Annotated in this window: 19 protein-coding genes and 1 pseudogene; 7 read left to right on the top strand and 13 right to left on the bottom strand. The window is 41.2% G+C overall.

The annotated features are described in order from the left end of the window. Positions 1–65 precede the first annotated feature (65 nt). Positions 66–377, top strand: coding sequence for a hypothetical protein (locus H562_RS0113885; protein ID WP_027378050.1), 312 nt, complete (start codon positions 66–68; stop codon positions 375–377). A gap of 68 nt (positions 378–445) precedes the next feature. On the opposite strand, the gene H562_RS0113880 is transcribed toward H562_RS0113885, so the two are convergent. The 6 genes from H562_RS0113880 to H562_RS0113850 all read right to left on the bottom strand — a co-directional run bounded on the left by H562_RS0113880 (position 446) and on the right by H562_RS0113850 (position 8,993). Further along, a complete protein-coding gene (locus H562_RS0113880) occupies positions 446–1,867 on the bottom strand; it encodes a sigma 54-interacting transcriptional regulator (protein ID WP_027378049.1) in 1,422 nt (473 codons plus the stop codon). A gap of 73 nt (positions 1,868–1,940) precedes the next feature. Further along, positions 1,941–3,092, bottom strand: coding sequence for a vWA domain-containing protein (locus H562_RS0113875; RefSeq protein ID WP_051190521.1), 1,152 nt, complete (start codon positions 3,090–3,092; stop codon positions 1,941–1,943). A 259-nt stretch (positions 3,093–3,351) separates the two neighbouring features. Then, entirely contained in the window at positions 3,352–4,899 is a 1,548-nt protein-coding gene (locus H562_RS0113870) for a SulP family inorganic anion transporter (protein WP_027378047.1), read from the bottom strand. A gap of 233 nt (positions 4,900–5,132) precedes the next feature. After that, positions 5,133–5,813: a type 1 glutamine amidotransferase domain-containing protein gene (locus H562_RS0113865; protein ID WP_034691215.1), complete on the bottom strand. Its 681-nt coding sequence runs from the start codon at positions 5,811–5,813 to the stop codon at positions 5,133–5,135. A 335-nt stretch (positions 5,814–6,148) separates the two neighbouring features. Then, complete coding sequence (locus H562_RS0113855; RefSeq protein ID WP_027378045.1) at positions 6,149–6,721, bottom strand: pentapeptide repeat-containing protein; 573 nt, start codon at positions 6,719–6,721, stop codon at positions 6,149–6,151. 151 nt (positions 6,722–6,872) lie between these two features. Further along, positions 6,873–8,993 (bottom strand): heavy metal translocating P-type ATPase, encoded by a 2,121-nt coding sequence (locus tag H562_RS0113850; RefSeq protein WP_233702006.1) that lies wholly within the window; start codon positions 8,991–8,993, stop codon positions 6,873–6,875. 188 nt (positions 8,994–9,181) lie between these two features. On the opposite strand from H562_RS0113850, the gene H562_RS0113845 reads away from it, so the two are divergent. Both H562_RS0113845 and alr read left to right on the top strand, forming a co-directional pair. After that, positions 9,182–10,318 (top strand): amidohydrolase, encoded by a 1,137-nt coding sequence (locus H562_RS0113845; protein ID WP_027378043.1) that lies wholly within the window; start codon positions 9,182–9,184, stop codon positions 10,316–10,318. Further along, complete coding sequence (alr, locus tag H562_RS0113840) at positions 10,308–11,459, top strand: alanine racemase (protein ID WP_027378042.1); 1,152 nt, start codon at positions 10,308–10,310, stop codon at positions 11,457–11,459. Before H562_RS0113845 ends, alr begins: the two co-directional genes overlap by 11 nt. Positions 11,460–11,505: 46 nt before the next feature. Here alr and H562_RS15225 read toward each other — a convergent pair whose 3' ends face one another. Together H562_RS15225 and H562_RS0113830 are read right to left on the bottom strand one after the other, a co-directional pair. Further along, positions 11,506–12,612 carry an AI-2E family transporter gene (locus tag H562_RS15225; protein ID WP_084466380.1) on the bottom strand — a complete coding sequence of 369 codons (1,107 nt, stop codon included), beginning with the start codon at positions 12,610–12,612 and terminating at the stop codon, positions 11,506–11,508. Positions 12,613–12,862: 250 nt separating this feature from the next. Next, positions 12,863–14,395, bottom strand: coding sequence for a T9SS type A sorting domain-containing protein (locus tag H562_RS0113830; protein WP_027378041.1), 1,533 nt, complete (start codon positions 14,393–14,395; stop codon positions 12,863–12,865). 465 nt (positions 14,396–14,860) lie between these two features. On the opposite strand from H562_RS0113830, the gene H562_RS0113820 reads away from it, so the two are divergent. The 4 genes and pseudogenes from H562_RS0113820 to H562_RS0113800 all read left to right on the top strand — a co-directional run bounded on the left by H562_RS0113820 (position 14,861) and on the right by H562_RS0113800 (position 17,886). Beyond that, complete coding sequence (locus tag H562_RS0113820) at positions 14,861–15,040, top strand: PLDc N-terminal domain-containing protein (RefSeq protein ID WP_034691214.1); 180 nt, start codon at positions 14,861–14,863, stop codon at positions 15,038–15,040. Between the two features lie 168 nt (positions 15,041–15,208). Beyond that, a complete protein-coding gene (locus H562_RS0113815; RefSeq protein ID WP_156832014.1) occupies positions 15,209–15,424 on the top strand; it encodes a hypothetical protein in 216 nt (71 codons plus the stop codon). Between the two features lie 562 nt (positions 15,425–15,986). Next, a pseudogene (locus H562_RS15220) lies at positions 15,987–16,540 on the top strand (REP-associated tyrosine transposase). Positions 16,541–16,863: 323 nt separating this feature from the next. Then, on the top strand, positions 16,864–17,886 hold the full coding sequence (locus tag H562_RS0113800; protein WP_027378037.1) for a T9SS type A sorting domain-containing protein: 1,023 nt from the start codon (positions 16,864–16,866) through the stop codon (positions 17,884–17,886). Positions 17,887–18,188: 302 nt separating this feature from the next. Here the strand turns inward: H562_RS0113800 and H562_RS0113795 are convergent, their stop codons facing one another. From H562_RS0113795 to H562_RS0113775, 5 genes are all read right to left on the bottom strand, one after another. Next, complete coding sequence (locus tag H562_RS0113795; protein WP_027378036.1) at positions 18,189–19,967, bottom strand: acyl-CoA dehydrogenase family protein; 1,779 nt, start codon at positions 19,965–19,967, stop codon at positions 18,189–18,191. Between the two features lie 126 nt (positions 19,968–20,093). Then, positions 20,094–20,411 carry a four helix bundle protein gene (locus tag H562_RS0113790; protein ID WP_051190520.1) on the bottom strand — a complete coding sequence of 106 codons (318 nt, stop codon included), beginning with the start codon at positions 20,409–20,411 and terminating at the stop codon, positions 20,094–20,096. Between the two features lie 169 nt (positions 20,412–20,580). Beyond that, entirely contained in the window at positions 20,581–21,762 is a 1,182-nt protein-coding gene (locus H562_RS0113785; RefSeq protein WP_027378034.1) for an acetyl-CoA C-acyltransferase, read from the bottom strand. Positions 21,763–21,812: 50 nt separating this feature from the next. Then, complete coding sequence (locus H562_RS0113780; RefSeq protein WP_027378033.1) at positions 21,813–22,166, bottom strand: four helix bundle protein; 354 nt, start codon at positions 22,164–22,166, stop codon at positions 21,813–21,815. A gap of 85 nt (positions 22,167–22,251) precedes the next feature. Beyond that, complete coding sequence (locus tag H562_RS0113775; RefSeq protein WP_027378032.1) at positions 22,252–24,645, bottom strand: 3-hydroxyacyl-CoA dehydrogenase/enoyl-CoA hydratase family protein; 2,394 nt, start codon at positions 24,643–24,645, stop codon at positions 22,252–22,254. Positions 24,646–24,647 lie beyond the last annotated feature (2 nt).

Raw genomic sequence — 24,647 nt, 5'->3', positions numbered from 1 at the left:
TTATAACAATTACCGTTTAATTTCCTTTTGTTTTTTTCCTAATTTTACAGCGTAATTTTCCTGCCATGAATTTATCGCCTGAAGGACAGAAACTTTTCGATACCCTAATTTCCGAAATGCTGGACGACGGTTTTGTGCGCATCAGCGAATATACCTTTTACAAAAAACTTGGCAGCATGACGGTTTCGCTTGGTGACCACGCTCTCAATATTATGCACCAGGGAAAATGTTACGGTATCCTGCCCGAGCGCGAATTTCTGAAGCTCGCCAATGGTTTCGGACCCCTTCTGCATCAGTTAAAATATCTGCTCGCCTTTTCTATGCGCCAGGATATGAACAGGATCGTGAATTTTTTTTCTACTTTTTTCCTTAACTAGAAGTCAAACGCTATTTCACAGGCGGGCATTAATAAAAAAGCAGCAAATGATTTTTGCTGCCCTTTGCTTTAATTAAAACTGTAGGTATTATTTTCAGACTTATCCAACTTTTTACTGATGGTCAGCGCCCACAATATCAACTCTTTGCAGAAATTCTGGTCATCGCGGCTGTAATTAGCGGCATATTCATCTATAATTTCATTTAAAGGCGTTACGCTTTCCAAATTAGCGTAATATTCTTCATCGGTATCGGTAAAATTAAGTTCGAGCGAATTCTCATTAAACCATCTTGTGAGATCAGTATACGGTGTTTTTCTGCCTTCCTTTTCAAGCTTCGTGATGCGTGGGAAAATTCTTTCGAATAAAGTGATGACCGCTTTATCGATCAGGAGTTTGGCAACTTCATCAGCACCTTCCTGCTCGCCTTCGTACACGAGTTCGATTTTTCCGGTAATCGAGGGAATGATAGATATAAAATCTACCAAACGCACAGTTGTGTTCGCTGAATCGGATTCTATCAGGCGCAGTTTGGCCGCTGCCACAAGATTTTCCATCGCGCTGATGGTCAGCCGTGCGCTCACGCCGCTTTTTGCATCAACATATTCGCTGTCGCGTGCAGCGAAAGCGACTTCCTCCAGCAGATCTTTGGCCAGCTCGGGAATTGTTATGGCAGCTTTATCTTCGGGCGAAATCAGCGCTTCCTGTTCGGTAATGTGCCGCGCGAGCTCGATTGTTTTGGGGTAATGCGTAAATATCTGGGATCCGATTCGGTCTTTCAACGGTGTTACAATACTGCCGCGGTTGGTGTAATCTTCGGGGTTGGCGGTGAAGACAAACTGAATATCCAAAGGCATTCTCAGCTGAAAGCCACGTATCTGTATATCACCTTCCTGCAGAATGTTAAAAAGCGATACCTGAATTCTCGCCTGCAGATCCGGCAGTTCATTCAAAACGAAGATCGACCGGTTTGCGCGCGGAATCATACCGTAATGCAAAACGCGCTCATCGGAATAAGGCAGTTTCAAAGTAGCCGCTTTAATCGGATCGATATCACCGATCAGATCTGCCACATTCACATCGGGCGTGGCGAGTTTTTCGAAAAACCTGTGCGAGCGGTGCACCCACGAGATCGGGGTGTTGTCACCCTGTTCTGCCAAGAGGTCGCGGGCATATTTTGAGATGGGACTGAAAGGACTGTCGTTGATCTCCGAACCTTTTACAATCGGCATATATTCATCGAGGAGATTTACCATACTTCGGGCAATCCTGGTTTTGGCCTGGCCGCGCAATCCCAAAAGGTTGATGTGGTGACCTGCAAGAAGTGCTTTTTTGAGCTGGGGCACTACCGTATCTTCATAGCCCCAAAGTCCTTCGAATACGGGTTCTTTGGCTTTGATCTTTGCAATAAGATTCGCCTGAATTTCCTGGCGGATGGTTTTTTCTTTGTACCCGGAATCTTTTAATTCTTTGAATGTGATATCTTTTTTCATGTATTTATTATGATGATTTGTAGTCTTTAATAATTATCAGTGCTTGTTGTTTAATTGGCAGCAGTCCCGGTTATCAGATTCTTTTAATCCTGTTTTTTTCATAATCTTCAAAAATCATTTGTCCCAGACCTGAGAGTCCTGTCAGGAAAGCCTTTCCCTGATTCTGCGCGGTGAAAAGTTCCACAAACCGGCGGAGGTACGGATCCTGTGCAATCATAAAGGTAGTGATCGGAATATTTAATTTCCTGGCCTGTGCCGCTTTGTTAAGACATTGGCCCACGATCATCTCATCCAGGCCGTTGCTGTTCATGTAAAACTCACCGGAAGGCAAGCGCACACAACTTGGTTTTCCGTCGGTGATCATAAAGATCTGTTTGTTGGTATTCCGTTTGCGGCGCAGAATATCCATGGCAAGCTCCAGTCCGGCCACGGTATTGGTATGGTATGGACCCACTTTTAAATAGGGCAGGTCTTTTACCTTAATGGGCCAGGCCTCATTACCAAATACGATAATATCAATAGAGTCTTTCGGATACTTTCTTTTGATGAGTTCCACCAACGCCATGGCGACTTTTTTTGCAGGAGTAATGCGGTCCTCACCGTACAGGATCATCGAGTGACTGATGTCGATCATCAGCACGGTACTCATCTGCGCTTTATGGCGGGTTTCTTCCACGATCAAGTCGTCTTCGGTCATACGCAGGTCGCCAATCCCATTGTTGATTTGCGCATTTTTTAAACTTTCGGTCATGTTTACCGCAGACAGGTCGTCACCAAACTGAAAGGAACGGTTATCGCCGTCGCGCTCGTCGCCCACACCTGTTTTGGAGGTCCTGTGATTTCCGATGCCGCTCTTCTTAAGTTTGCCGAAAATCTGATCCAGCGCATATTCCCGTAACGCAGACTCGAGTTTTGCTGTCAGGATATTCTTTCCTTTGCCATTTCCGGTATTGCCTTCTTCTGGATCTTTTTCTTCTTTAATGTAACCACGCTTTTTCAGATCTTCCTCAAAATCCGCGAGTGTATATTCATCGGTAAAAATATTGTATTCCTTGTCCAGCGTATCCAGCCAGTCGAAAGCCTCCTCAATATCGCCGGATGTATGCGTCAGGAGCTCTTTGAAAATTTCAAAGACGCGGTCGAAGGGCGAAATTTCCTGCGGAATATGCCGGCTGAAAATAAAGCCTTTCCCGAAATTTAAGTCGCGGTTTTTTATACTTTTCATTGCTTTTTAAGTAATATAACAAATCTGATTTATAACGGTCCTTCATTACGTTTTGTTTGATCTGCTTAAAACCTGATCATTTTCAGCGAAACCGTTAGACACCGCATTTCATTAAAAATACGAAATTAAACAGAAATAAGATTTCTCTTACGTTTTGTTCCCAGCACGCTAAGTTAGGATGCCAAACTTTTTTAAATGGTTTTTCGCTAATGACTTTCGCAATCGTAATGATAGATTTTATAATAGGACGGCGGAATGTTTACGCGCCAGCTTCCCGCTCTGTAGCTACGAGATATTCCGGATCCTGTATGATGTTTACATCGATCACTGCTTCAGCGTTTTGCAGCAGCCGTATGCAGTCGGCACTTAAATATTGCAGGTGGACTTTTTTTCCTGCAGCGCTGTATTTTGCAGTCAGGCTGTTGAGCGCTTCGATCGCCGACATATCTGCAACCCTCGATTCGCGGAAGTTTATAACGATTTCCTGAGGATCATCTGCAACCTTGAATTTTTCCGAAAAAGCCATTACCGAGCCGAAGAAGAGCGGTCCATAAATTTCATAATGCTTCACACCCGCCGCGTCGGTGTAGGTTCGTGCCCGAATTCTTTTGGCACTTTCCCAGGCAAAAACGAGCGCTGAAATGATCACTCCAATTAAAACCGCCAAAGCCAGGTTATGGAGTACTACAGTAATGGCCGCCACCAGAATGCCGATGAAGATATCGTGTTTCGGCATTTTGGTAATGATCCTGAAACTTGCCCACTCAAACGTGCCGAGTGCCACCATGATCATTACTCCAACAAGCGCTGCCATGGGTAACCTGCCAATCACAGGTGCACCAAACAGAATTATCAGCAGAATAGTAACAGCGGCAATAATTCCAGAAAGCCGCGCTCTGGAACCGGCCGAAAGGTTTACAAGTGTTTGTGCGATCATTGGGCAGCCACCCATACCAAAGAAAAAACCGTTGGCGATATTTGAACCGCCCTGCGCAAGGCATTCGCGGTTCCCATTACCTTTTGTTCCGGTCATCTCATCTACAAGATTCAGGGTGAGGAGGCCTTCGGTTAAGCCTACAGCTGCAAAGATCATCGAGTAGGGAAGAATGGTTTTGAAAGCTTCTGCGGTGAAAGGAATCTGCGGAACATGAAATGGTGGAAAACCACCCTGAACTGAGGCTATATCCTGAACAGTCTTTGTATCAATGCCAAAAGCGACAACCAAAATAAAGACGACTACGATTGCCACAAGTGAAGCGGGGACTTTTTTAGTGATCCTGGGGAACAGAACAACGATTCCTATCGTTAATGCAACTAAGCCAGCCATTACAAATAATGCCTGGCCGTGGAGCCAGGAGATACCGTTTGGCGTACTAATTTTGAACTGCTCGAGCTGCGACATAAAGATAATGACGGCGAGGCCGTTTACAAAGCCATACATCACAGGTTGTGGTACCAGGCGGATGAATTTGCTCAGTTTAAAAAATCCGATCAGGATCTGGAAGATTCCTGCGAGAATCACAGCTGCGAAAACATATTCGATTCCGTGAGATCTCATCAGTGCGATCAGAACCACTACCGTTGCGCCGGCACCACCCGAAACCATGCCCGGCCGCCCACCGAAAACCGCCGTAATCAAACCGGCAATAAAAGCTGCATATAAGCCAACCAGCGGCGGAAAGCCGGCAAGAATAGCGAAAGAAAGTGATTCCGGAATCATCGTCATAGCCACTGTAAGGCCGGCAAGAATTTCGTTTCTGTAATTTATTTTTGCAGAAAAATCGAATAAGTTGAGCGCTGTTTTCATATTTGTAATGCCAGACGAAGATGCTAAAGAATGTAAGATAAAAAATTAATATCCTTAAATTTCGGACGGCTGCAAAAATACTAAAAATAGAAAAGGCGCGCCTAAGAGGTCAGCTTTGGCGTTTTAGATGTCTAAGCAGGAAGCAACATCAAAATCATTAACAAAAAAAAGCCGCTTCTGTACAGTGCCTTTTTTAAATCGAACCGGGGTTTAACGGGTTGGTAAGCTTAATATTATTGCAAATGCTTGATGAGAGCTTCTGCTGTTGGCCCCGCAGACAAAGGATTTTGTCCTGTGATGAGAAGTCCGTCGGTTTCTACGTGCGGGCCTAAGGGCAAAAGCGCAGTATGATAGATGAAACCTGTTTCTTTCAGGCGGTCTTCAAGTTGATATGGAATGTTATTGGCGCGCATGGCGAGTTTTTCTTCCATGTTTGAAAATCCGGTTACATTTTTCCCTGTAAACATCGAAGGATCCATTTCTACCGCTTTGAGCAGCGCTGCGGGACCGTGACATACAGCAGCAACAGGTTTGCCACTTTGTAAAAAATCTATGATGAGCTGGCCGCTTTTTTCGTTATACGCCAGGTCAAAGAGTGGTCCGTGGCCACCCGGATAAAAAACCGCGTCGAAATCTGCTGCAGCTACTTCTTCGAGTTTGTGTGTGTGATTAAGCGCATCTTGAGCCATAACATCGTCCTGAAATCTGCGGTTGGAAGAAGTGATGTTTTCGGTCATTGCACTCATAGGATCGATGGGTGGCTTGCCACCTTTGGGACTGGCCAAAGTGACCTGGTAGCCCTTATCTATAAACTCATAGTAGGGATCTGTAAATTCTCCGATCCATAAACCAGTCGTAGAATCAGTATTCTCAAGTTCTTTGTGCGAAGTGAGAATCATTAATACTTTTTTCATAATCACTGAAAATTTTAGGTTTTTAATTAAAGTCGGGGGTTTTGCTTCTGAACCAAATTTTGTGGAAGAATGATGCCAAAAAAGAATTCTTTAAAAAGAAATAAAAAATAACAACGTGCAGGAATGGAGTTCCCGTAATCATTTGCAGAAACTCTGTAAACAAATGTGCCGGGCATTATTAAATGCGCCTTATTTGATTTGGCCAAAAACTGTAAAGTATTTTACACAATTCTAAGTGCAGTTTTTGAAAAAGAAGAGAGCATCTCCCGGAAGCCTGTGTTTAGAATCTGTAGGCAAAACGCCCGAAGAAAAGGTCAGCAGATTGAGACTGAACTTTACTCAATTATAAGGTCGTACTGATGCAGAAGTCCGGGAACTCCTGTGAGTGAAAATCTGGCTTTTTTTAACCGGTTCACTTCCGGGTTGATGCTGTAGTTCACGGCTGTAGAGAAATCAACTTGATTCAGAATACTGTTTTCCAAAAGCGCATTTCTGAAATCACAGTTTTCGAAAATACAACCTGTAAGATCGCTCTCTTCAATTTCAATTTCGTGTAGGATGCAGTTTTTAAATATTGTTTTACGGATTTTCATTTCCAGAAAACTAGAGTGGGTGAGGTTGCACTCTTCGAAACTGAAAGTTAGGCCAAACTGATTACAATCGCCAAAGTGAAGACCGAGCATCTTACATTCTTTAAATGTAATATCGCGAAGCGCGGTTTGGCGGAGTTTTACCAGACTGAGATTACAACGCTGAAAGCTGCATTCCGAAAACTTGATTTCGGAAAGATCGGAATGTGAAAAATCGCACATCAGAAATGTGCAGTTTTCGTATTCACCTCTTGGTAAGGGATTTTGTGTAAAGTCTACTTTATCGAAAGTTTTATCAGCTACAAAAATTGCTTCCATGCTCAAAGATAATCAATAACGAAACGTGACCCATGAATTTTGTGCTGACAGAAATCGAATTGCAAGGTGAAAATTATCAGTATTAAATTGCTGTATATGGCACCCTTTTAAATAAAATTAAATCGGGGTTTAATCCTTGGAAAATAAATGTTTAAAATTTCATTTTTTGGATCCGTACGGCATTTAAAATGGCTAGCAATGCAACACCTACATCCGCGAAAACCGCTTCCCACATCGTTGCCAAACCACCGGCGCCTAATACCAAAACTGCGGCTTTCACTATAAACGCAAGGGTGATATTCTGCCAAACGATCATTTTTGTTTGTTTCCCAATGTTGATCGCCACAGGAATTTTTGAGGGCTTATCATCCTGAATTACTATATCGGCAGCCTCTATCGTCGCATCGCTTCCCAAACCGCCCATGGCAATTCCCACATCACTAAGTGCTACGACGGGCGCATCGTTTACGCCATCGCCGACAAAAGCCACACTTTCTTTCCTCGCTTTGATTTCTTTGATCTTCTTTACTTTGTCTTCGGGTAAAAGCCCGCCAAAAGCTTTCTCAATACCGAGTTTTTTTGCCACAGCCTGCACCACCGAATCTTTATCGCCACTCAGCATGGTAGTAGCCACACCCAGCTTCTTCAGCCGGTCGATGGTTTGTTGCGCGTCAGCTTTTATTTTGTCGGCAATGGTGATAAAGCCTGCGAACTTGCCGTCGTAAGCAATTGCGATCACTGTGTCGGTAAGTGAGTCGGTCTCTGTGTAGGAAACTTTAAACCGGTCAAGAAGTTTAAAATTTCCTGCTAATAATTCTTTTTCATTAATGATGCCCCGCAAACCGTGACCCGGAATTTCTTCTACAGCAGAAAAGTGAATGCCCGGATCAACAGTTCCTGCAAAATTGTGAATAGCCGCACCAATCGGGTGGGTACTTTTGCTTTCCAGCGCATTGACCATATTCAAAATTTTGGTTTTATCGAACTCGGGTTTCATCGTCACTTTCTGCACCTGGAAAACACCTTCGGTCATGGTTCCGGTTTTATCCATCACCACATTTTGCACCGTTGCGATGAGGTCGAGAAAATTACTGCCTTTAAATAAAATCCCATGCTTACTCGCTGCACCAATGCCACCAAAATATCCGAGCGGGATACTGATCACCAAAGCGCACGGGCAGGAGATGACCAGGAATACCAAAGCCCTGTACAGCCATTGGCCGAAAATGTAATTCTCTACAAAAATAGCCGGCAGCAAACAGATCAAAATTGCCAGCAGAACTACGATCGGTGTATAGATCCTGGCGAATTTTCTGATGAAAAGTTCGGTTGGTGCTTTCTGAGCGGTGGCATTCTGTACCAATTCCAGGATTTTCGATAATTTTGAATCGCTGAAATCTGTGGTCACTTTTACCTGTGAAACTGTATTCAAATTGATCATGCCGGCGTACACTGAATCACCAGCAAGTTTTGTATCGGGTTTACTTTCGCCGGTAAGCGCTGAGGTATCAAAAGAAGAGCTTTTCGAAAGCAGTTCACCGTCCAGGCCTAGTTTTTCACCAGGTTTTAACTGAATGATATTGCCAATCTTCGTCTGATCAGCTTTAATGGTTTTGGGAATATTGTTTTCAAGGATTGTCACTTCCTCAGGACGCTGGTCCAGCAGGGTTTTTATGTTTGCCTTCGCTCGGGTCACCGCCAGTGTCTGAAAAACTTCACCTACCGAATAAAAAAGCATAACGGCCACACCTTCCGGATATTCACCCAACGCAAAAGCACCTACAGTAGCGATGGTCATCAAGAAAAATTCAGAAAAAATTCCGCCTTTTATGGCACTTTTCACTGCCTCTTTCATCACCGGCAGACCTACAGGCAAATAGGCGAGAGCGTACCATGCAATCCGCACATAATCGCGAAACCAGTTCTGGGGAATAAGGTGATCCAGCGCAAGTGCAGTTAGAAGCAGAATCAGGGAAATGATGCTCGGCAGAAAAAGCTGAAAATTGCTTTGATCACCTGCAGTATGATCATGATCATGGCCGTCGTGGTTGTGATCCAGTTCTTCTTTGAATCTGGTACCGTGAAAATGGCCGTCGTTTTTACGATGTCTTTCCTTTACTTTTTTGGAAATGACAGGCACAGCTTCCTTTCCTAATTTTTGTATCAGCTTTTCATCTGCAGTTTTGTTTATTTTCTCTTCCTCGGTGCAGCAGATCTGCCGGCCATCTTTATCGTAAATATGGGTGTGCTTCATCGTATTTTTCGGGATCATCCAAGCAGTTATTTTACTCTTTGCTAAAGTAAACATTCAATTTTTAAGCTAAAGTATTTTGGTGTTTTAGTTTCCAGCCCTAATTTTAAAGGCCAACTTTATTTTATATTTATTATTTTAAGGCGTTGTACTCAATTTTTATCTCTGATAATATTACTGAAAATCAATATAATTTTTAAAATTCTTTTATGAATGATATTCTCGCGCTTAGGAAAAACCTACACCAAAATCCGGAACTCTCGGATAAAGAATTTGAAACTGCCAAATCAATTTCTTCATTTTTAAAAAATTACGCACCAGATCAGCTTATCGAAAACCTTGGAACCGGAACCGGTATTATTGCAGTATACCAGTCTGAAAAAACGGCCTTCAAAACAGTCATGTTCCGGTGCGAACTCGACGCGCTTCCCATTCAGGAAACAAACGGTTTCGCTCATAAATCAAGAATTGATGAGGTTTCGCACAAGTGCGGCCACGACGGACATATGAGTATTATGTGTGCACTGGCCAAAAAACTTCATGCTAAAAGAATGCAGCACACCAAAATCCTGCTGCTTTTTCAACCTGCGGAAGAAAACGGGCAGGGCGCAGTGGCAATTTTCAATGATGAAAATTTCAGGAAACTTACTCCCGATCTGGTTTTTGCGCTACATAATATTCCGGGTGCTCCTATGCATGAGATCATCGTCAAGGACCATACATTTACCTGTGCCGTGAATTCAATTATAATAAAACTTTATGGAAAAACAGCGCATGCCGGCGAACCACAGAACGGGCATAATCCTGCAGTAGCTATTTCGGAGATCATTCAAAAATTTCAGGATGTGATGCAGAGCGATCCTGCAAAGGAGAAATTCACGGTCATGACACCAGTCTGCATAAAAATGGGTACGCCGGATTATGGAGTTTCGGCGGGTTATGGCGAAGTGCATTATACTGTTCGCCGCGCCGCAAATAAAGAAATGAAAGAACTGGAACAGGAACTTGAAACCATAGCCACTGAAACGGCATTAAAACGTGGATTGAAACCGGAAATAATGTGGACTCAAAGTTTCAGCGCTAACGAAAACGATCCTGCGGCAGTTGATCTGATCAGGAAAGCTGCCGGCAGTTTAAATTTAAATTTAAAGGAAATGGAATTTCCATTCAGTTGGGGCGAGGATTTCGGCATTTTCACCGAGCATTATAAAGGCGCGATGTTTGGTGTAGGAAGTGGTGAAAATACACCGGCGCTCCATAATCCTGATTACGATTTCCCGGACGAGATTACAGAAACGGGTGCCACCATGTTTTATAAAATAAGTCAACTTATCGATGCACAATAATTCATTTCTGGAGTTGGATTCTACCGCTTACCGCTCAAATATGCAGTTCCTTCGTAACCATTTTAAAAATAGACCGGTTATTTCGTCGGTCGTAAAAGGTAACGCGTACGGACACTCGATAGAGGAGTTCGTGCAGATTGCACTTGCTGAAAACGTGGACCATTTCTCGGTTTTCGACAGTCAGGAAGCACGGCGTGTGAAATCTGTTGCGGCAGGAAAGGCCACAGTGATGATCATGGGTTGGCTCGATGAAGGAAAAGATCTGAAATGGAGCATTGAGAATAAAGTGGAATTCTTTGTTTTTGAAAAGCACCGCCTAACTGCCGCTGCTGCCGTAGCAAAGAAACTCAAGATGAAGGCCACTGTTCACATTGAGGTGGAAACCGGCATGAACCGCACCGGCTTCAACAAAACAGAAATAAAATGGGTGCAGGATTTTCTCAGAAAAAATAAAGATCACATCGAGTTCAAAGGGTTATGTACGCATTTTGCAGGAGCGGAAAGCATCGCCAACTACTTCCGGATTAAAAACCAGATCGCCGCTTTCGATGAAATTTACAGGCAGTTTTGTGCAGTAGATTTAAAACCGCTGCAAAGGCACGCTGCGTGTTCTGCCGCGGCTATGATGTATCCGGAAACGCAGTACGATATGGTGCGCATCGGGATCATGCAGTATGGTTTTTGGTCCAGTGCTGAAGTGCTGGTGGATTTTTATAACAGAAAGCGCAAAAATATTGATCCGCTGAAACGCGTTATCAGCTGGAAAAGTCAGGTAATGAGTGTGAAAAAAGTAAAGCGCGGTGAATTTGTAGGTTATGGCACAAGTTTTATGGCCGACGAGAATATGAAGATCGCGACAGTTCCCGTAGGTTACGCGCACGGCTACAGCCGCAACCTCAGCAATGTAGGCCGGGTTTTAATTAATGGCGAGCGGTGCGTAGTCATAGGCAGCATCAATATGAATATGATGGTGGTAGAAGTAACTTATCTGCCGGAGGTTAAGCGCGGTGATGAGGTGGTGCTGATCGGTGACCAGGCCGATAATAAACTTACCGTCGCCTCTTTCAGCGACTACAGCAATATGTTAAATTATGAGTTGCTGACACGTATCTCGGCCGACATTCCGCGAATCATTAAATGATAAATAATAAGGCTGATAATCTTCATTAAAGAAAGTCAGCGAAAATTTAAAGTTCTGTGCTTTCCGCACGGTCCTCACCGGTTGGTGCAGTTGGAAACTGTTCTTCTGCAGTATTTGAATTTGTCGGAGACTTGGCTTGGTTCCGCTCCATTTTCAACACTTTATAGAAAATTCCGGGCAACGAAAGAAGCACCGGCCCGAAAACCAGCCCCATTACGCCGAAAAGTTTCAAACCCAGCAGCACGCCGAAAACTGTAATTAAAGGATGAATGTCCGCCATCTTTTTCAGAACAGTGAAGCGCAGAATATTATCAATAGAACCTACAAGAATCAGACAGTAAATGGCGAGAAAAAGCCCGCTGTTTACATCACCGGTTGCAATCTGGTAAATGGAGACGGGAATCCATACGAACATGGTACCTACCACCGGAAGTATTGACGCGGCGCCGGTAAGCAAACCCCAGAATATGGCATTGTGCACACCGAAAATATAATAGCCCAGGATCGCGATAAGTCCCTGAGCAAATGCGATGATGGGAATTCCGTATGCATTCGAGCGTATAAGATCTGCATTTTGTTTAATGAAATATTGCTTGCTCCTGGTAGAAAGCGGCAGCATTTCTTTAAAATCAGCCTCCATAGTTCTGGTGTTGATGAGCATATAATACAAGATAAAAAGTGCCACAAAAATATTGGCGAAGATCTGGCCCACAGCATTCAGCGTGGAGGGAATGTAAGAAATCGCCGTGTTTACAATTTTCAGGATGCGCTCATTAGAAAATGAAAAATCAAACCGTTTTAGAAATTCGTTATTCTGAAGAAAGATCTGGACTGAATGAAATTTTTCTACCACCAGATCGCGGTCGCTGATAAGTTCATTGATCTTCGGCACCAGAATATCGATCAAAACCCACAGCGGAATCCCAAAACTGATGATCAGTAAAATGAAAATGAAGGCCACCGCCAGATTTTTTTTCCAGCCGCGCTGCTCGACGAGTTTGCGGTAAAAACTCCGGGTGAGGACATATAAAGTAACTGCACCAAGAAGGCCGGAGAGAAAATAGTTCAGCACAAAAATATCGAACAGCATAATCCCAAGTGCCAGCAAAAGAAGCAACTGATGGATCGTAATTTTTTTAAAGAGATTTCGCACAGCAAAGGGATTTGTCTCAAATGTACAAAACAGAATTTAAATTATTCTTAATGAAAATCTTGGGCAGATGTTGTACCTGATTTTGGTCGGATGTTGAAGTCATTTATTTAAGAAATTCTATTCGCTCAGTTGATTTTTTTAAAAAAATACTTCAGAACAATTTGTGAACATGTGACCAAAATTGATTAGGATCTTCACAAAAAAAACCGATGATCAGATCACCGGCTTTAAGATTTAAATTACTGGACTGTTATTTTTTAATGAAACGAAGCGTGGTTAATTTTCCGTCGCTCATGAGGTTTACGATATAACTTCCGACAGCAAGTTTCGAAATATTAAGGCTTGACTTTGAACTTACCTTCGCCGTCATCACCTTTTGACCGGCCATATTGTAAATTTCTGCGTCGTGTTCTTTGCCGCTTTTCTCAAAATTAAAATGTAGCTGATCAGAAGCGGGATTAGGGTAGAGTTGTGCAGCAGCAGTACTTGCATTCTGAACCGCCAAAGTTTTATCGAGGAAGCGTGCGAGGAAATACTGGACCGGCGAACCCGCAGGTGCCATATCTCCGGAAACCATGATTTTGCCGTCGGGCTGGAGAATGACTTTATAAATCTCACTGTAGGTGGTGCCGGCGATGTGCAGAAACACTTTACCTTTATCTCCAAAAGAAGCATCCAAATGACCGTCAGCGGTAACGCGCGCCAAACCGGAATCGTAAGCGCTGCCCTGATTTGCCGCACCGGCAAGTACAAGTTTCCCATCTGCCTGGAGCGCCATATCTGCCAGATAACTTTCGCCATTTTCTACAAGTCTGGTTCTAAAGAATCCATCGGTGCCGTAGGTCGAATCAAAACTGCCGTCAGCATTCAGCCTTGCCACCACAAGTTCATAGCGCAAGGGTTGTGTTGCATACCATGAATGGCCACCGATAAGTATTTTGCCGTCTTTCAGCGCAATTACCTTTACACCAAAGTCGTTATCGTTTTCAGGTCCCACGTGGAAGTTCAGTTTGCCATCTTCACCAAAAGAGGTATCAATAGTTCCGTCAGGATGGTACGCAGCAATACCGTATTTAAATTTATTTTCGAAAACATCGAGAATCATTCCCCCGAGGATTATGCGTCCTTCTGAGGTTATCGCGATACTTTTACTGTAACTGGCGAGTTGGCCGAATTCGGTGATCACCCAGCCATCGGTACCGAAAGCGGTATCGATTGTGCCGTCACTTTTTACTTTCGCCATCGAAAAATGATCATTTACATAGCCCGACAAAATAAAATCACCTTCGTTGGTCATGGCGAAAGACTCTGAAACTTCAGTCTGGCCACCATCAATTATGGCGATGCCCGCCGTGCCGAATGTATTGTCGAAGCTTCCGTCCGGATTTAAACGTACCAGCACAAAATCGCCTGTAGAATCATCCCAACGGTAACCTGCCAGCACGATCTTGCCATCGGGCTGCACTACAATCTCCTTTACAAAAGATTTAATCCACCCGCTCGAAAAACTGATCTTGCCGTTTGTGCCAAAGGTGGTGTCGAGGCTTCCGTCGGCATTGTGCCGGTTAACGCCTACTTTGATTGCAGACGACGAGCCGGTCGCACCGGCCACGATAATTTTGCCGTCGGGCTGCACCGCCAAAGCGTCACCTGAATTGTTTCCGGTGGAATAGTTTCCACTTAAAATGCCAGTTTGGTTGAAACTGTTGTCTAAACTTCCTGACTGAGCGTTCAGGAACAGACCACATGTCGCAAACATGAAGCTGATAAAAGTCTTTTTCATAATAAAATTTTTGGATTTTTGATGTAGCTAAATTTAGAAAAAAACGGCTCACAGACCAGAAGACATATTGCTCAATTCACGAATTCTGCAAACTTTTATTTTTAAAATGTTTGAGCACCAGTGTATTAAAAATATAAACTTTTTGTCTGTTTATATTGTTTTGGGGCAAATTTTGATGCGTAAACTAAAAGGTTGCGGCGCTGGCACATTCCCGTTCAGAACGTCAACCAACCGGAGTGCCAGTAAGCTTTATTCAAAAGCTAAAAAAGCTTACTCTACAGGCAAAGCTTGGTTAACTCTAAAGATGAAGAGAATCAACATGGTGGAGAAAGAATTAACACAGACTAATCTAAATTCATGTATGCGCTAAATGTTTGAAAACAATAACCCCGAAACAGACGGAATTTAATAAGAGCTTCTCTTTCCGGCTGCTGTAGAATAATTTAAGAGAAGCTGAAAATCACGATGAACACACAAGTGTACTATTACGTTTTCGGAATTCTGTTTCTGGCCGCATTTATTTTCAGTTTGATGGAAATCCTTCGAAGTTCCTATACTTTATCCGCCAAAATCCTGTGGATTCTGGTCTGCCTGTTTATGCCGATCCTGGGATCCATATTGTTTTTCTTTTACCGAAAAGGCTAGGTTTTTTTTCAGGTGTCACCCGTTGTGCTGTTCTAGAATGTATTTTCGGGAATCCTTAATCTGTTTCTTTGTTCAGCAAAAAAAAGTGTCTGTGACTGAAAAGGTGCGGTTTTTGTGGCGATTTTTAATTCTGTTAATTATTTACTATTCACTAATAAAAATACTGTTATGAAATCAACTGTTTTTAGTTTACTGTTATTGGGATTGGCGTCGGTTAGCTGTTCGCAGAAAGAGAATCCCGCAAACACCGAACCCGCGAATTATGCGGAAACCCGCGATGCACTGATCCAGAATCATGAAGATGATTCTTTAAAAACAGACAGTGCAAATGCATTAGTGCCGAGCGACCCACCGGCTTCCACAGATTCGCTGATGAAAAAATGATACACATTACAAAACGCCTGAGAAGGCGTTTTTTTATGTAAAATTCCTTACGCAGTTTTGTGGGTTTAAACTAATATTTAAGAGTTTTCACAATAAATCAATATGCAGTAGGTTGAGCAAATCAGAAATTCTGCGGAAGTAAAGGTTATTGCGAAAGCGGAGGATTATTATTTCAGCAGTGCCAGAAATTATGCTGATTTAGAAGGTCCTTTGGATGGTTTTATGGGTTTTATGGGGTGAGTTTAGTCACGGATTGCAAATCCGCGACATCAGAGGTGAGTTTAGTCACGGATTGCAAGTCCGCGACATCAGATCACGGATTGCAAATCCGCGACATCGAATCACGGATTGGAAATCCGCGACATCCGCGACATCGAATCACGGTTGGAAATCTGCGACATCACACATCAGACAGAAGAACAGATTTGAAACGACATCGATAGCGGGGACATCGATAGCGCGGATTTGCAATCCGTGCTTTTGCTTTTGCTTGCGAGCAAGAGCAACGCGCAGCAATTATATTTACGCCTATAAATTTTTAATTATCTTTATAAAAACAATCATGTCTACCAAATATAAAGCTCCAGATATTAACATGGCCTATTTCATAACGGTTACGGTTGTGGGTTGGGTTGATGTGTTTACACGATTGTCCCAAAAAATGGTGATTATTGATTCTCTCAAATATTGTCAGGCGCAGAAGGAATTGTCAATTTTTGCATATTGCTTAATGTCTAATCATCTGCATATTCTTTGCAGAGCTGATGGAAAATCCTCTTTACCGGAAATTATGCGGGATTTTAAAAAGTTTACGTCTAAGAAAATTATTGAAACCATTAAAGATTCACCTGAAAGTCGAAGAGAGTGGATGTTGGATTATTTCCAGAAATCATGTCAACATTTGTCACGTGGGCAAAAATATAAAGTCTGGCAAGATGGTTATCACGCGGAAGAAGTTTATCTGATAAATGGATCAAACAGAAAATCAATTACATTCACCAAAATCCAGTCAAAGAAAAGATCGTTCTGCAAGCTGAAGATCACTATTTTAGCAGTGCGAGAAATTATGCTGATGTAGAAAGTCCTTTGGATGTTTTAGTGGTTTTTATGGGGTGAGTTTAGTCACGGATTGCAAATCCGCGACATCAGATCACGGATTGCAAATCCGCGACATCAGATAGTTGCGCAAGCCGAGGATTATTATTTCAGCAGTGCGCGAAATTATACTGATGTAGAAAGTCCTTTGGATGTTTTTGTGGTTTTTATAGGTTGAGTGTAGTCACGGATTGTAAATCCGCGATATCGGTGTACCGGTATAAGTTGTTGAACAACTACTTTTTTGTTTTTGTATTAAATAAATTTTATTCAAAAGTACTTTTGTAATTATTACTTTTGGAGCTATATTTAGCTAAATTTAGAATACTAATAAACTATTTTATATGAGAACCATTTTTTTCTTCATTTTTACTTTTCTTTTCTTCTGCCACAGTCATGGGCAGAATGTAAATATTCCTGATATAAATTTTAAAAATAAACTCATCGGTGAAGGTGTAGATATAAATGGTGATGGGGAAATACAGGAAACGGAAGCTCATGCTGTAGTGACAGAATTGAGTTTAAATGATGCACACATTTCAGATCTTACAGGAATCAAATCCTTTACAAATCTTAAAAATCTTTATTGTGGTCGCAATAATCTTACGACTGTAGATGTAAATGGAATGTCGAATTTAGAACATATTTATTTAGGAGAAAATCAATTAGATACGGTAAATATTACTGGTTGTAATGCCCTTAAATATGCAGCATTTCAACATAATAATCTGAGTTCTATAAATTTAACAGATCTGATATCTTTGCAATATTTAAATTTAGATGATAATATTTTTTCAAGTTTATTGATTAATAATCTGCTAAGTTTAAAAATTTTTAGTTTCATGGATAACGGGATTGGAGCTACCTTGAATTTTAATGCTTTGCCTCTGCTAGAAACTATATATGCTAATAATAGTAAATTGAGTTCCATTAATGTAGCAGGGCTCCAGGCAATGAAAGTTTTAAATGCCTCCAACAATCAAATTCAAACAATATCTTTTCAGGATGGTCTTTTGCAAAATTTGCAATTTCTGTCTGTTGTCAATAATCCAATTCAATTTATTTGCAAAGATACCTTTGATGTTTTGCCAGATACCGCACCAATACCACAACTGACAGCTCTTTGCATATTATCTGCAAATGGTATTAATATGCAAAAACCCAAAAGTCTTATTAGTTCTAACCCCGTTCAGGATTACCTAATCTTAAATCAAGCAGTAGAAAAAATAGAATTATTTAATGCAGAGGGTAAAAGTTTGTTAAAAATAAACAACAATAAAAACCCGGAAATTAACGTTTCCTCCCTTCCAGCAGGAATGTATTTATTAACTACAGAAAAAGGAAATGTAAAATTTATTAAAAACTAACTATCGTTTTACAGTTTAAACAGAAATTGTTGGGATTCTAGGTCTGCACGTAATACAATACCGTAAAATTGAGTTCTTGTAGCACTGTCACTCACGGTTAATTGATGTTGCGTTATGTTGTCACCTATTGCAAATCCGCGACATCACATTGATTGAAGTTGTTGTAGTGTCGCCATCGATGGCGCGAATTTGCAATCCGTGCTTACAATTCAAAAAAAGTAAAATAAAAACGCCCCGATTTCTCAGAGCGTTCAATATTTAACTTTGGGACTGCTTCGTTCTTAGCAAAGACGGAGGATTTATTAATATTTCCCTTTCTCCACAAAATGCGCCGCCACTTTTTCAGTTAATGCAACTACATTTGGCATATTGGTGTATTTTGTAAATCTTCGTAATCCAGAAAGCATCATGCGCTGTTCGTCGCCTTCTGCAAAAGATACGATTCCTTCTTTCGCTGCGGTGGTAATTGCTTCCACAGCTTTGTAAAGGTTTAATCTCGCCATTGCTGCTTCTACAGAATCGGTATCGAAATGTTTTTCTGCTCTTAACACTGCAGATTCTGCCATATAGATCTGATTCAGAATTTCAGACGCATTTAATAAAAGATGCTGCTGTTTTTCGATTTCCATCATGTATTTCTGAAGCGCGGCTCCGGCAACCATTAAGAATACTTTTTTCAGGTTGTGAAGGATTGCTCTTTCTTCAGACATATATTCTGAATAATCTGGAACTTCAAAAGACGGAATTCCCATCAGTTCTTTTCCGATCGCCATTGCTGGTTTCAAGAGATCAAGTTCGCCTTTCATGGTTTTCTTGATCAACATTCCTACGGCAAGAAGTCGGTTAATTTCGTTGGTTCCTTCATAAATTCTACCAATTCTGGAATCTCTCCAGGCTGCTTCCATTGGAGCATCTTCAGAGAAGCCCATTCCACCATAAATCTGAATTCCTTCGTCTGCGATATGTTGCGTCAGATCCGAAACGTACACTTTTAGAATAGAACATTCTACGGCATATTCTGCCAAAGCGCTTAATTCTGCTTCTGCGTGAGACATTCCACCCGCAACGAATTCCTCAATTTTATCTTCTACATTTTTCGCAGCACGATAAGATCCTGCTTCAGAAACGAAAATTCCTGTGGACATTTCTGCAATTTTCTTCCGGATCGCGCCGAAAGTAGAAATGGAAACGCCGAACTGTTTTCTTTCGTTCGCATAATTGATGGCAAGTCCTGTAATTCTTCTCTGTCCGTCAATGTTTGCAGCGGCTAATTTAATTCGGCCTGCATTTAAAGCATTGATCGCGATTTTGAAACCGTTGTTTCTTTCCCCTAATAAATTTCCAACCGGAATTTTCATATCATTAAAGAAAACCTGACGGGTAGAAGAGGAGCGAATTCCCAATTTGTGTTCTTCTTCGCCGAAAGTCATGCTGTTCGGATCTTCCAGTTCAGAACGGTTGATCACGAAACCGGTAATGTTTTTATCGTCTTCAATTCTTGCGAACAGCGTAAAAGTATCTGCAAAACCTGCATTCGAGATCCACATTTTCTGACCGTTGATGATGTAATGTTTTCCATCTTCGGAAAGAACGGCTCTCGTTTTTCCAGAGTTCGCATCGGAACCTGCATCTGGTTCTGTCAGACAGTATGCACCGAATTTTTCACCGGTTGCTAAAGCAGGAAGATATTTTTGTTTCAATTCTTCCGTTCCATAAAGTAGGATAGGAAGTGTTCCGATTCCTGTGTGTGCTCCGTAAGCAGTTGCCAAGGATCCATTTGCTCCGGAAACCATGTCGCAAGCAAGCATGGTACTCACGAATCCCATTCCGAGACCGCCATATTCTTCCGGAACAGCAATTCCCAAAGTTCCCATTTCGCCCAATTTGCGCATGGTTTCTTCGGTCAGTGCATAATCTTTTTTCTCGAAACGCTCTCTGTGTGGGATGACGTCTCTTTCCATAAATTCAGTTACGGAATCCCGAAGCATTTTTTGCTCCTCAGTCAATTCTTCAAGACTGAATAGTTCTGCTGCAGGAATATCTTTGATGATGAATTCACCGCCTTTTAAAGTATTGCTCATTATTTTGATTTTAAATTTTTATTTAAGACGAATAGATGATAGACGGATAGATAATAGATGTTATTGGCTCGTATTGTCTTCCATCTATTTGTCTATTATCTATTTGTCTATTATCTTCTTGTCTTCTTATTCTTTTAATGTATTTTGAAAAACCATTGTGGCTCTTTGCCATTCTTCTATTTTGTTTTCGAGATTATCTGTTACTTCATTCGAAATATATTTCCGGTGATTCGCCAATAGAAGTTGTGTTTGTAACTCGAATGATGAACCTAAAGAAATATCAATGAAATGACTGAAAGATTTATTAGTTCTACTCGAACCTTCTGCAATATTAGATGGAATTGATATTGAGCAGCGATCCATTTGACTTTTCAAACCAAATTTCTCGAAGGTTGGAAAGGTATCAGTGAGATCCAAAATTGTTTTTGCAATTTCTAAACCCATCTGCCAAATTTTAAGTTTCTTAAAATTTTATGTCTCTTAAAATCGCTCATAATCAAATTTTTATTTAATTAAAATCTCTTTCTCGTTTCTCAGTCTATCATCTATCCGTCTATTATTTTTCAGTCTTTTTCAAAGTCTATTATCTATCCGTCTATTATCTTCTCGTCTTTTAAAGCAGTTCAAAAATACTCGCCGCTCCCTGTCCCGTTCCTACGCACATGGTTACCATTCCGTATTTCATGTTTCCGCGTTTTCGCATTTCGTCCAGCAATTGAACGGTTAATTTTGTTCCGGTACAACCAAGTGGATGGCCGAGTGCGATGGCTCCGCCGTTAACGTTTAGGATGTCTGGATTAAGATTTAATTCTTTTTTCAAAGCAACCGATTGAGAAGCAAACGCTTCATTCAATTCAATTAAATCAATGTCTTTCAGTTCTAAACCTGCTTGTTTTAAAGCTTTAGGAACTGCGTACAATGGACCCATTCCCATGATTCTTGGTTCTAAACCTGCTGCAGCATAAGCGACTAATCGTGCTTCCGGTTCCAATCCTAATTCTTTCACCATTTCTTCCGACATTACAATTACGAATGCCGCACCGTCACTCATTTGAGAAGAATTTCCTGCCGTAACCGAACCGCCGTTTGCAAAAACTGGACGTAATTTTGCCAGACCTTCTAAACTCGTATCTTTTCTTGGACCTTCATCCATCGTAAAGTCGTATTTCTTGGTCTGCATTTTCTGGTTTTCATCCAGGTAATTATATTCTACCGGAATTGGAACGATCTGGTCTTTGAATCGACCGGTTTCATTGGCTTTCAAGGCTTTTTGATGAGATTCAAAAGCGAACTGATCTTGCTCTTCACGCGAAATTTTAAATTGATTTGCAACTTCTTCCGCCGTATAACCCATTCCCCAATAATAATCAGGATTAGATTTTGCCATATCGCTTTCCGGAACAGGTTTGTAACCGCCCATCGGAATGTAAGACATCGATTCTGTTCCACCTGCGATGATACAATCCGCCATTCCTGCCTGAATTTTTGCAGACGCAATTGCAATTGCTTCAGAACCTGATGCGCAATATCTGTTCACCGTAACACCAGGAACCTGATCGGTATTTAATCCCATTAAGGAGATTAAACGCGCCACGTTCAAACCTTGTTCTGCTTCCGGCATTGCGTTACCAACGATTAAATCGTCGATTCTGTTTTTATCTAACTGCGGCACTGCAGCCATTAACTTTTCGATAACGGTTGCTGCCATGACGTCGGGACGCGTGAAGCGAAGTGATCCTTTCGGAGCTTTTCCGACTGCGGTTCTGAACCCTTTTATGATGTATGCTTGTTTCATTTTAGATTAGAGATTTTTAGACAAGAGATTTGAGACTCTTGCCGTTTAAATTATTTATTAATATTATCTTTAAAAACGTAAACCATTTTTTGAACTTCATTTAACTTCTTCAACAAAGATTCATTAACCTCAGATGAAATAAAATTTAATCTTTCAGATATAATTAATTGTGTCTGAAGTTCATAAGAAGAGCCATATGCAATATTTAAAAAATGAGAAAATTGTGGATTTGTATCTCTTCCTGCCCCTTCTGCAATGTTGGAAGGAATTGACACCGCTGATCTTTTGATCTGTGATGAAAGTCCATATTTTTCATCATTTGGCATATTTGCTAATGCTTGATAAACATCGACACACAAATCAATTGAGTCATTCCAGATTTTTAATTTTTTAATGTTATGCATTATGAATAAATTTAATTACGATTTATATTCTGCTCTTAATTCTCAAGTTGAAAAGTCTTTAGTCTCAAGTCTCTCCGTCTCAAGTCTAATTACGAAGCGGTTTCCCTTTTGTCAACATAAACTGAATTCTTTCCAAAGTTTTTCTTTCGCCACAAAGCTGTAAGAAAGTTTCTCTTTCAAGATTCAATAAATACTGTTCTGTAACAATGGTTGGTTCAGAAAGATTTCCTCCAACTAAAACGTTGGCTAATTTATCAGCAATCAACTTATCGTGCTCAGAAATATATTTTCCGGTTAACATTTGATCGGTTCCAACTAAGAACATTCCCAAAGCATCACGACCTAAAACTTTTACTTTCTGTTCAATCGGTTGCGTGTAACCGTGTTCCGCTAAACTTAAAGCGAGCATTTTTGCAGTTTTGATCTGACGGTTTTTATTCACCACCACGATGTCTTTATGGTTTTCAAGAATTCCCATATCGTAGGCTTCATAAGCAGAAGTTGCGACTTTTCCCATCGCGATATTCATGAACATATCACGAAGTCTGTTGTTCTTCACATCATCAGAATGGAATTCACGGGAAACTCTCAACGCCATTTCTTTCGTTCCACCGCCACCTGGAATTACACCGACACCGGTTTCCACTAATCCAATATAAGTTTCTGCGGCTGCAACAACTCGGTCTGCATGCATCGTCATTTCACAACCACCACCAAGAGTCATTCCGTGAGGAGCGACTACAACAGGAATTGAAGAGTAACGAACGCGCATCATGGATTTTTGGAAATAGGCAATTGCCATATTCAGATCGTCCCAATCCTGATCGATGGCCATCATTAAAATCATGGCTAAATTTGCGCCGACAGAGAAATTTGCTCCTTGATTTCCGATAACTAATCCTTCATATTCTTTTTCGGCTAAATCGATGGCTCTGTTCAAACCATCTAAAACTTCACCTCCTAAAGAATTCATTTTAGAATGGATCTCAAAGTTGATAATTCCATCTCCTAAATCCTGAATTGAGGATCCTGAATTACTCCAAAGCGTTTTATTTTTTCTGATGTTATCAAGAATGATAAAGGCTTCCTGACCCGGAATATTATGATAGTTTCCGGAGTTTTTATCGAAATAAATACTTTGACCTTCGTCGTTTACTTTATAGAAAGATGCTACATTTTTCACCCAATCAGAAACTTCGTAACCGGCTTCTTTAGCCAATTCAATTCCTTTTTGAACGCCAACTGCATCCCAAATTTCGAATGGTCCATTTTCCCAACCAAAACCTGCGCGCATGGCGTCATCGATTTTGTAGAGCTCATCAGAAATTTCCGGAACTTTGTGAGAAACGTACGCGAACAGAGCACCTAAGGATTTTCTATACAGTTCTGCAGCTTTATCTTTTCCACCGATTAAAACCTTGAAACGGTCGATTGGTTTATCGATGGTTTTTGTTAAAGCAAGCGTAGGAAATTCAGTTTTGCCCTGAAGTTCGTATTCCATCGTATCCAAATTCAGCCCGTGAATTTCAGATTTTCCTTCTGCATTTTTAATTTTTTTATAGAAACCTTGGTCAGATTTAGATCCCAACCATTTGTTGTCGATCATTTTCTGCACATAATCCGGAAGTTTAAAAACATCATTAAAGTCGTTTGCTTCAACTTTACTGTCACGAACGCCGTTTGCAACCATCACCAAAGTATCCAATCCAACAACATCAGCAGTTCTGAAAGTTGCGGATTTCGGTCTACCAATTACGGGACCGGTTAATTTATCAATATCAGAAACATTTAACCCTAAACCTTTAATTTCATGAAGCAAATTCATCATGGAGAAAACTCCAATTCTGTTTGCGATAAATGCTGGAGTATCTTTCGCTTCTACGGTTGCTTTTCCTAAAAATTTCGCACCATATTCCATGTAGAATTTCACGATTTCCGGATCAGTTTCCGGCGTAGGAATAATTTCTAAAAGCGGTAAATATCTTACCGGATTAAAGAAATGCGTGCCCGCAAAATATTTTTTGAAATCATCGCTTCTGCCTTCAATCAAGAAATGAATCGGAATACCGGAAGTATTTGAAGATACCAAAGTTCCCGGTTTTCTAAACTGCTCAATTTTTTCGTAAACCGATTTTTTAATGTCTAATCTTTCAACCACAACCTCAATAATCCAGTCGGTATTTTTGATTTTTTCTAAGTCATCATCAAAGTTTCCCACCGTAATTCTCTCGGCGAATTTCGGAGAGTATAAAAGCGCCGGACTTGATTTCTGTAATTTCACAAAATTCTCCGCAGCGATTCGGTTTCTCACCACTTTATCTTCTTTGGTCAAGCCTTTTTTCTGTTCAGCTTCGGTCAATTCAAAAGGAACGATATCTAATAAAAGCACCTGTACGCCGATGTTGGCGAAATGTGCAGCGATACCGGAACCCATAATACCAGAACCGAGAACCGTCACATGTTTAATTCTTCGTTTCATAT

The sequence above is a fragment of the Kaistella palustris DSM 21579 genome (assembly GCF_000422265.1).
Taxonomy (GTDB): Bacteria; Bacteroidota; Bacteroidia; order Flavobacteriales; family Weeksellaceae; genus Kaistella; species Kaistella palustris.
This window is presented reverse-complemented; position numbering and strand designations above follow the sequence as displayed.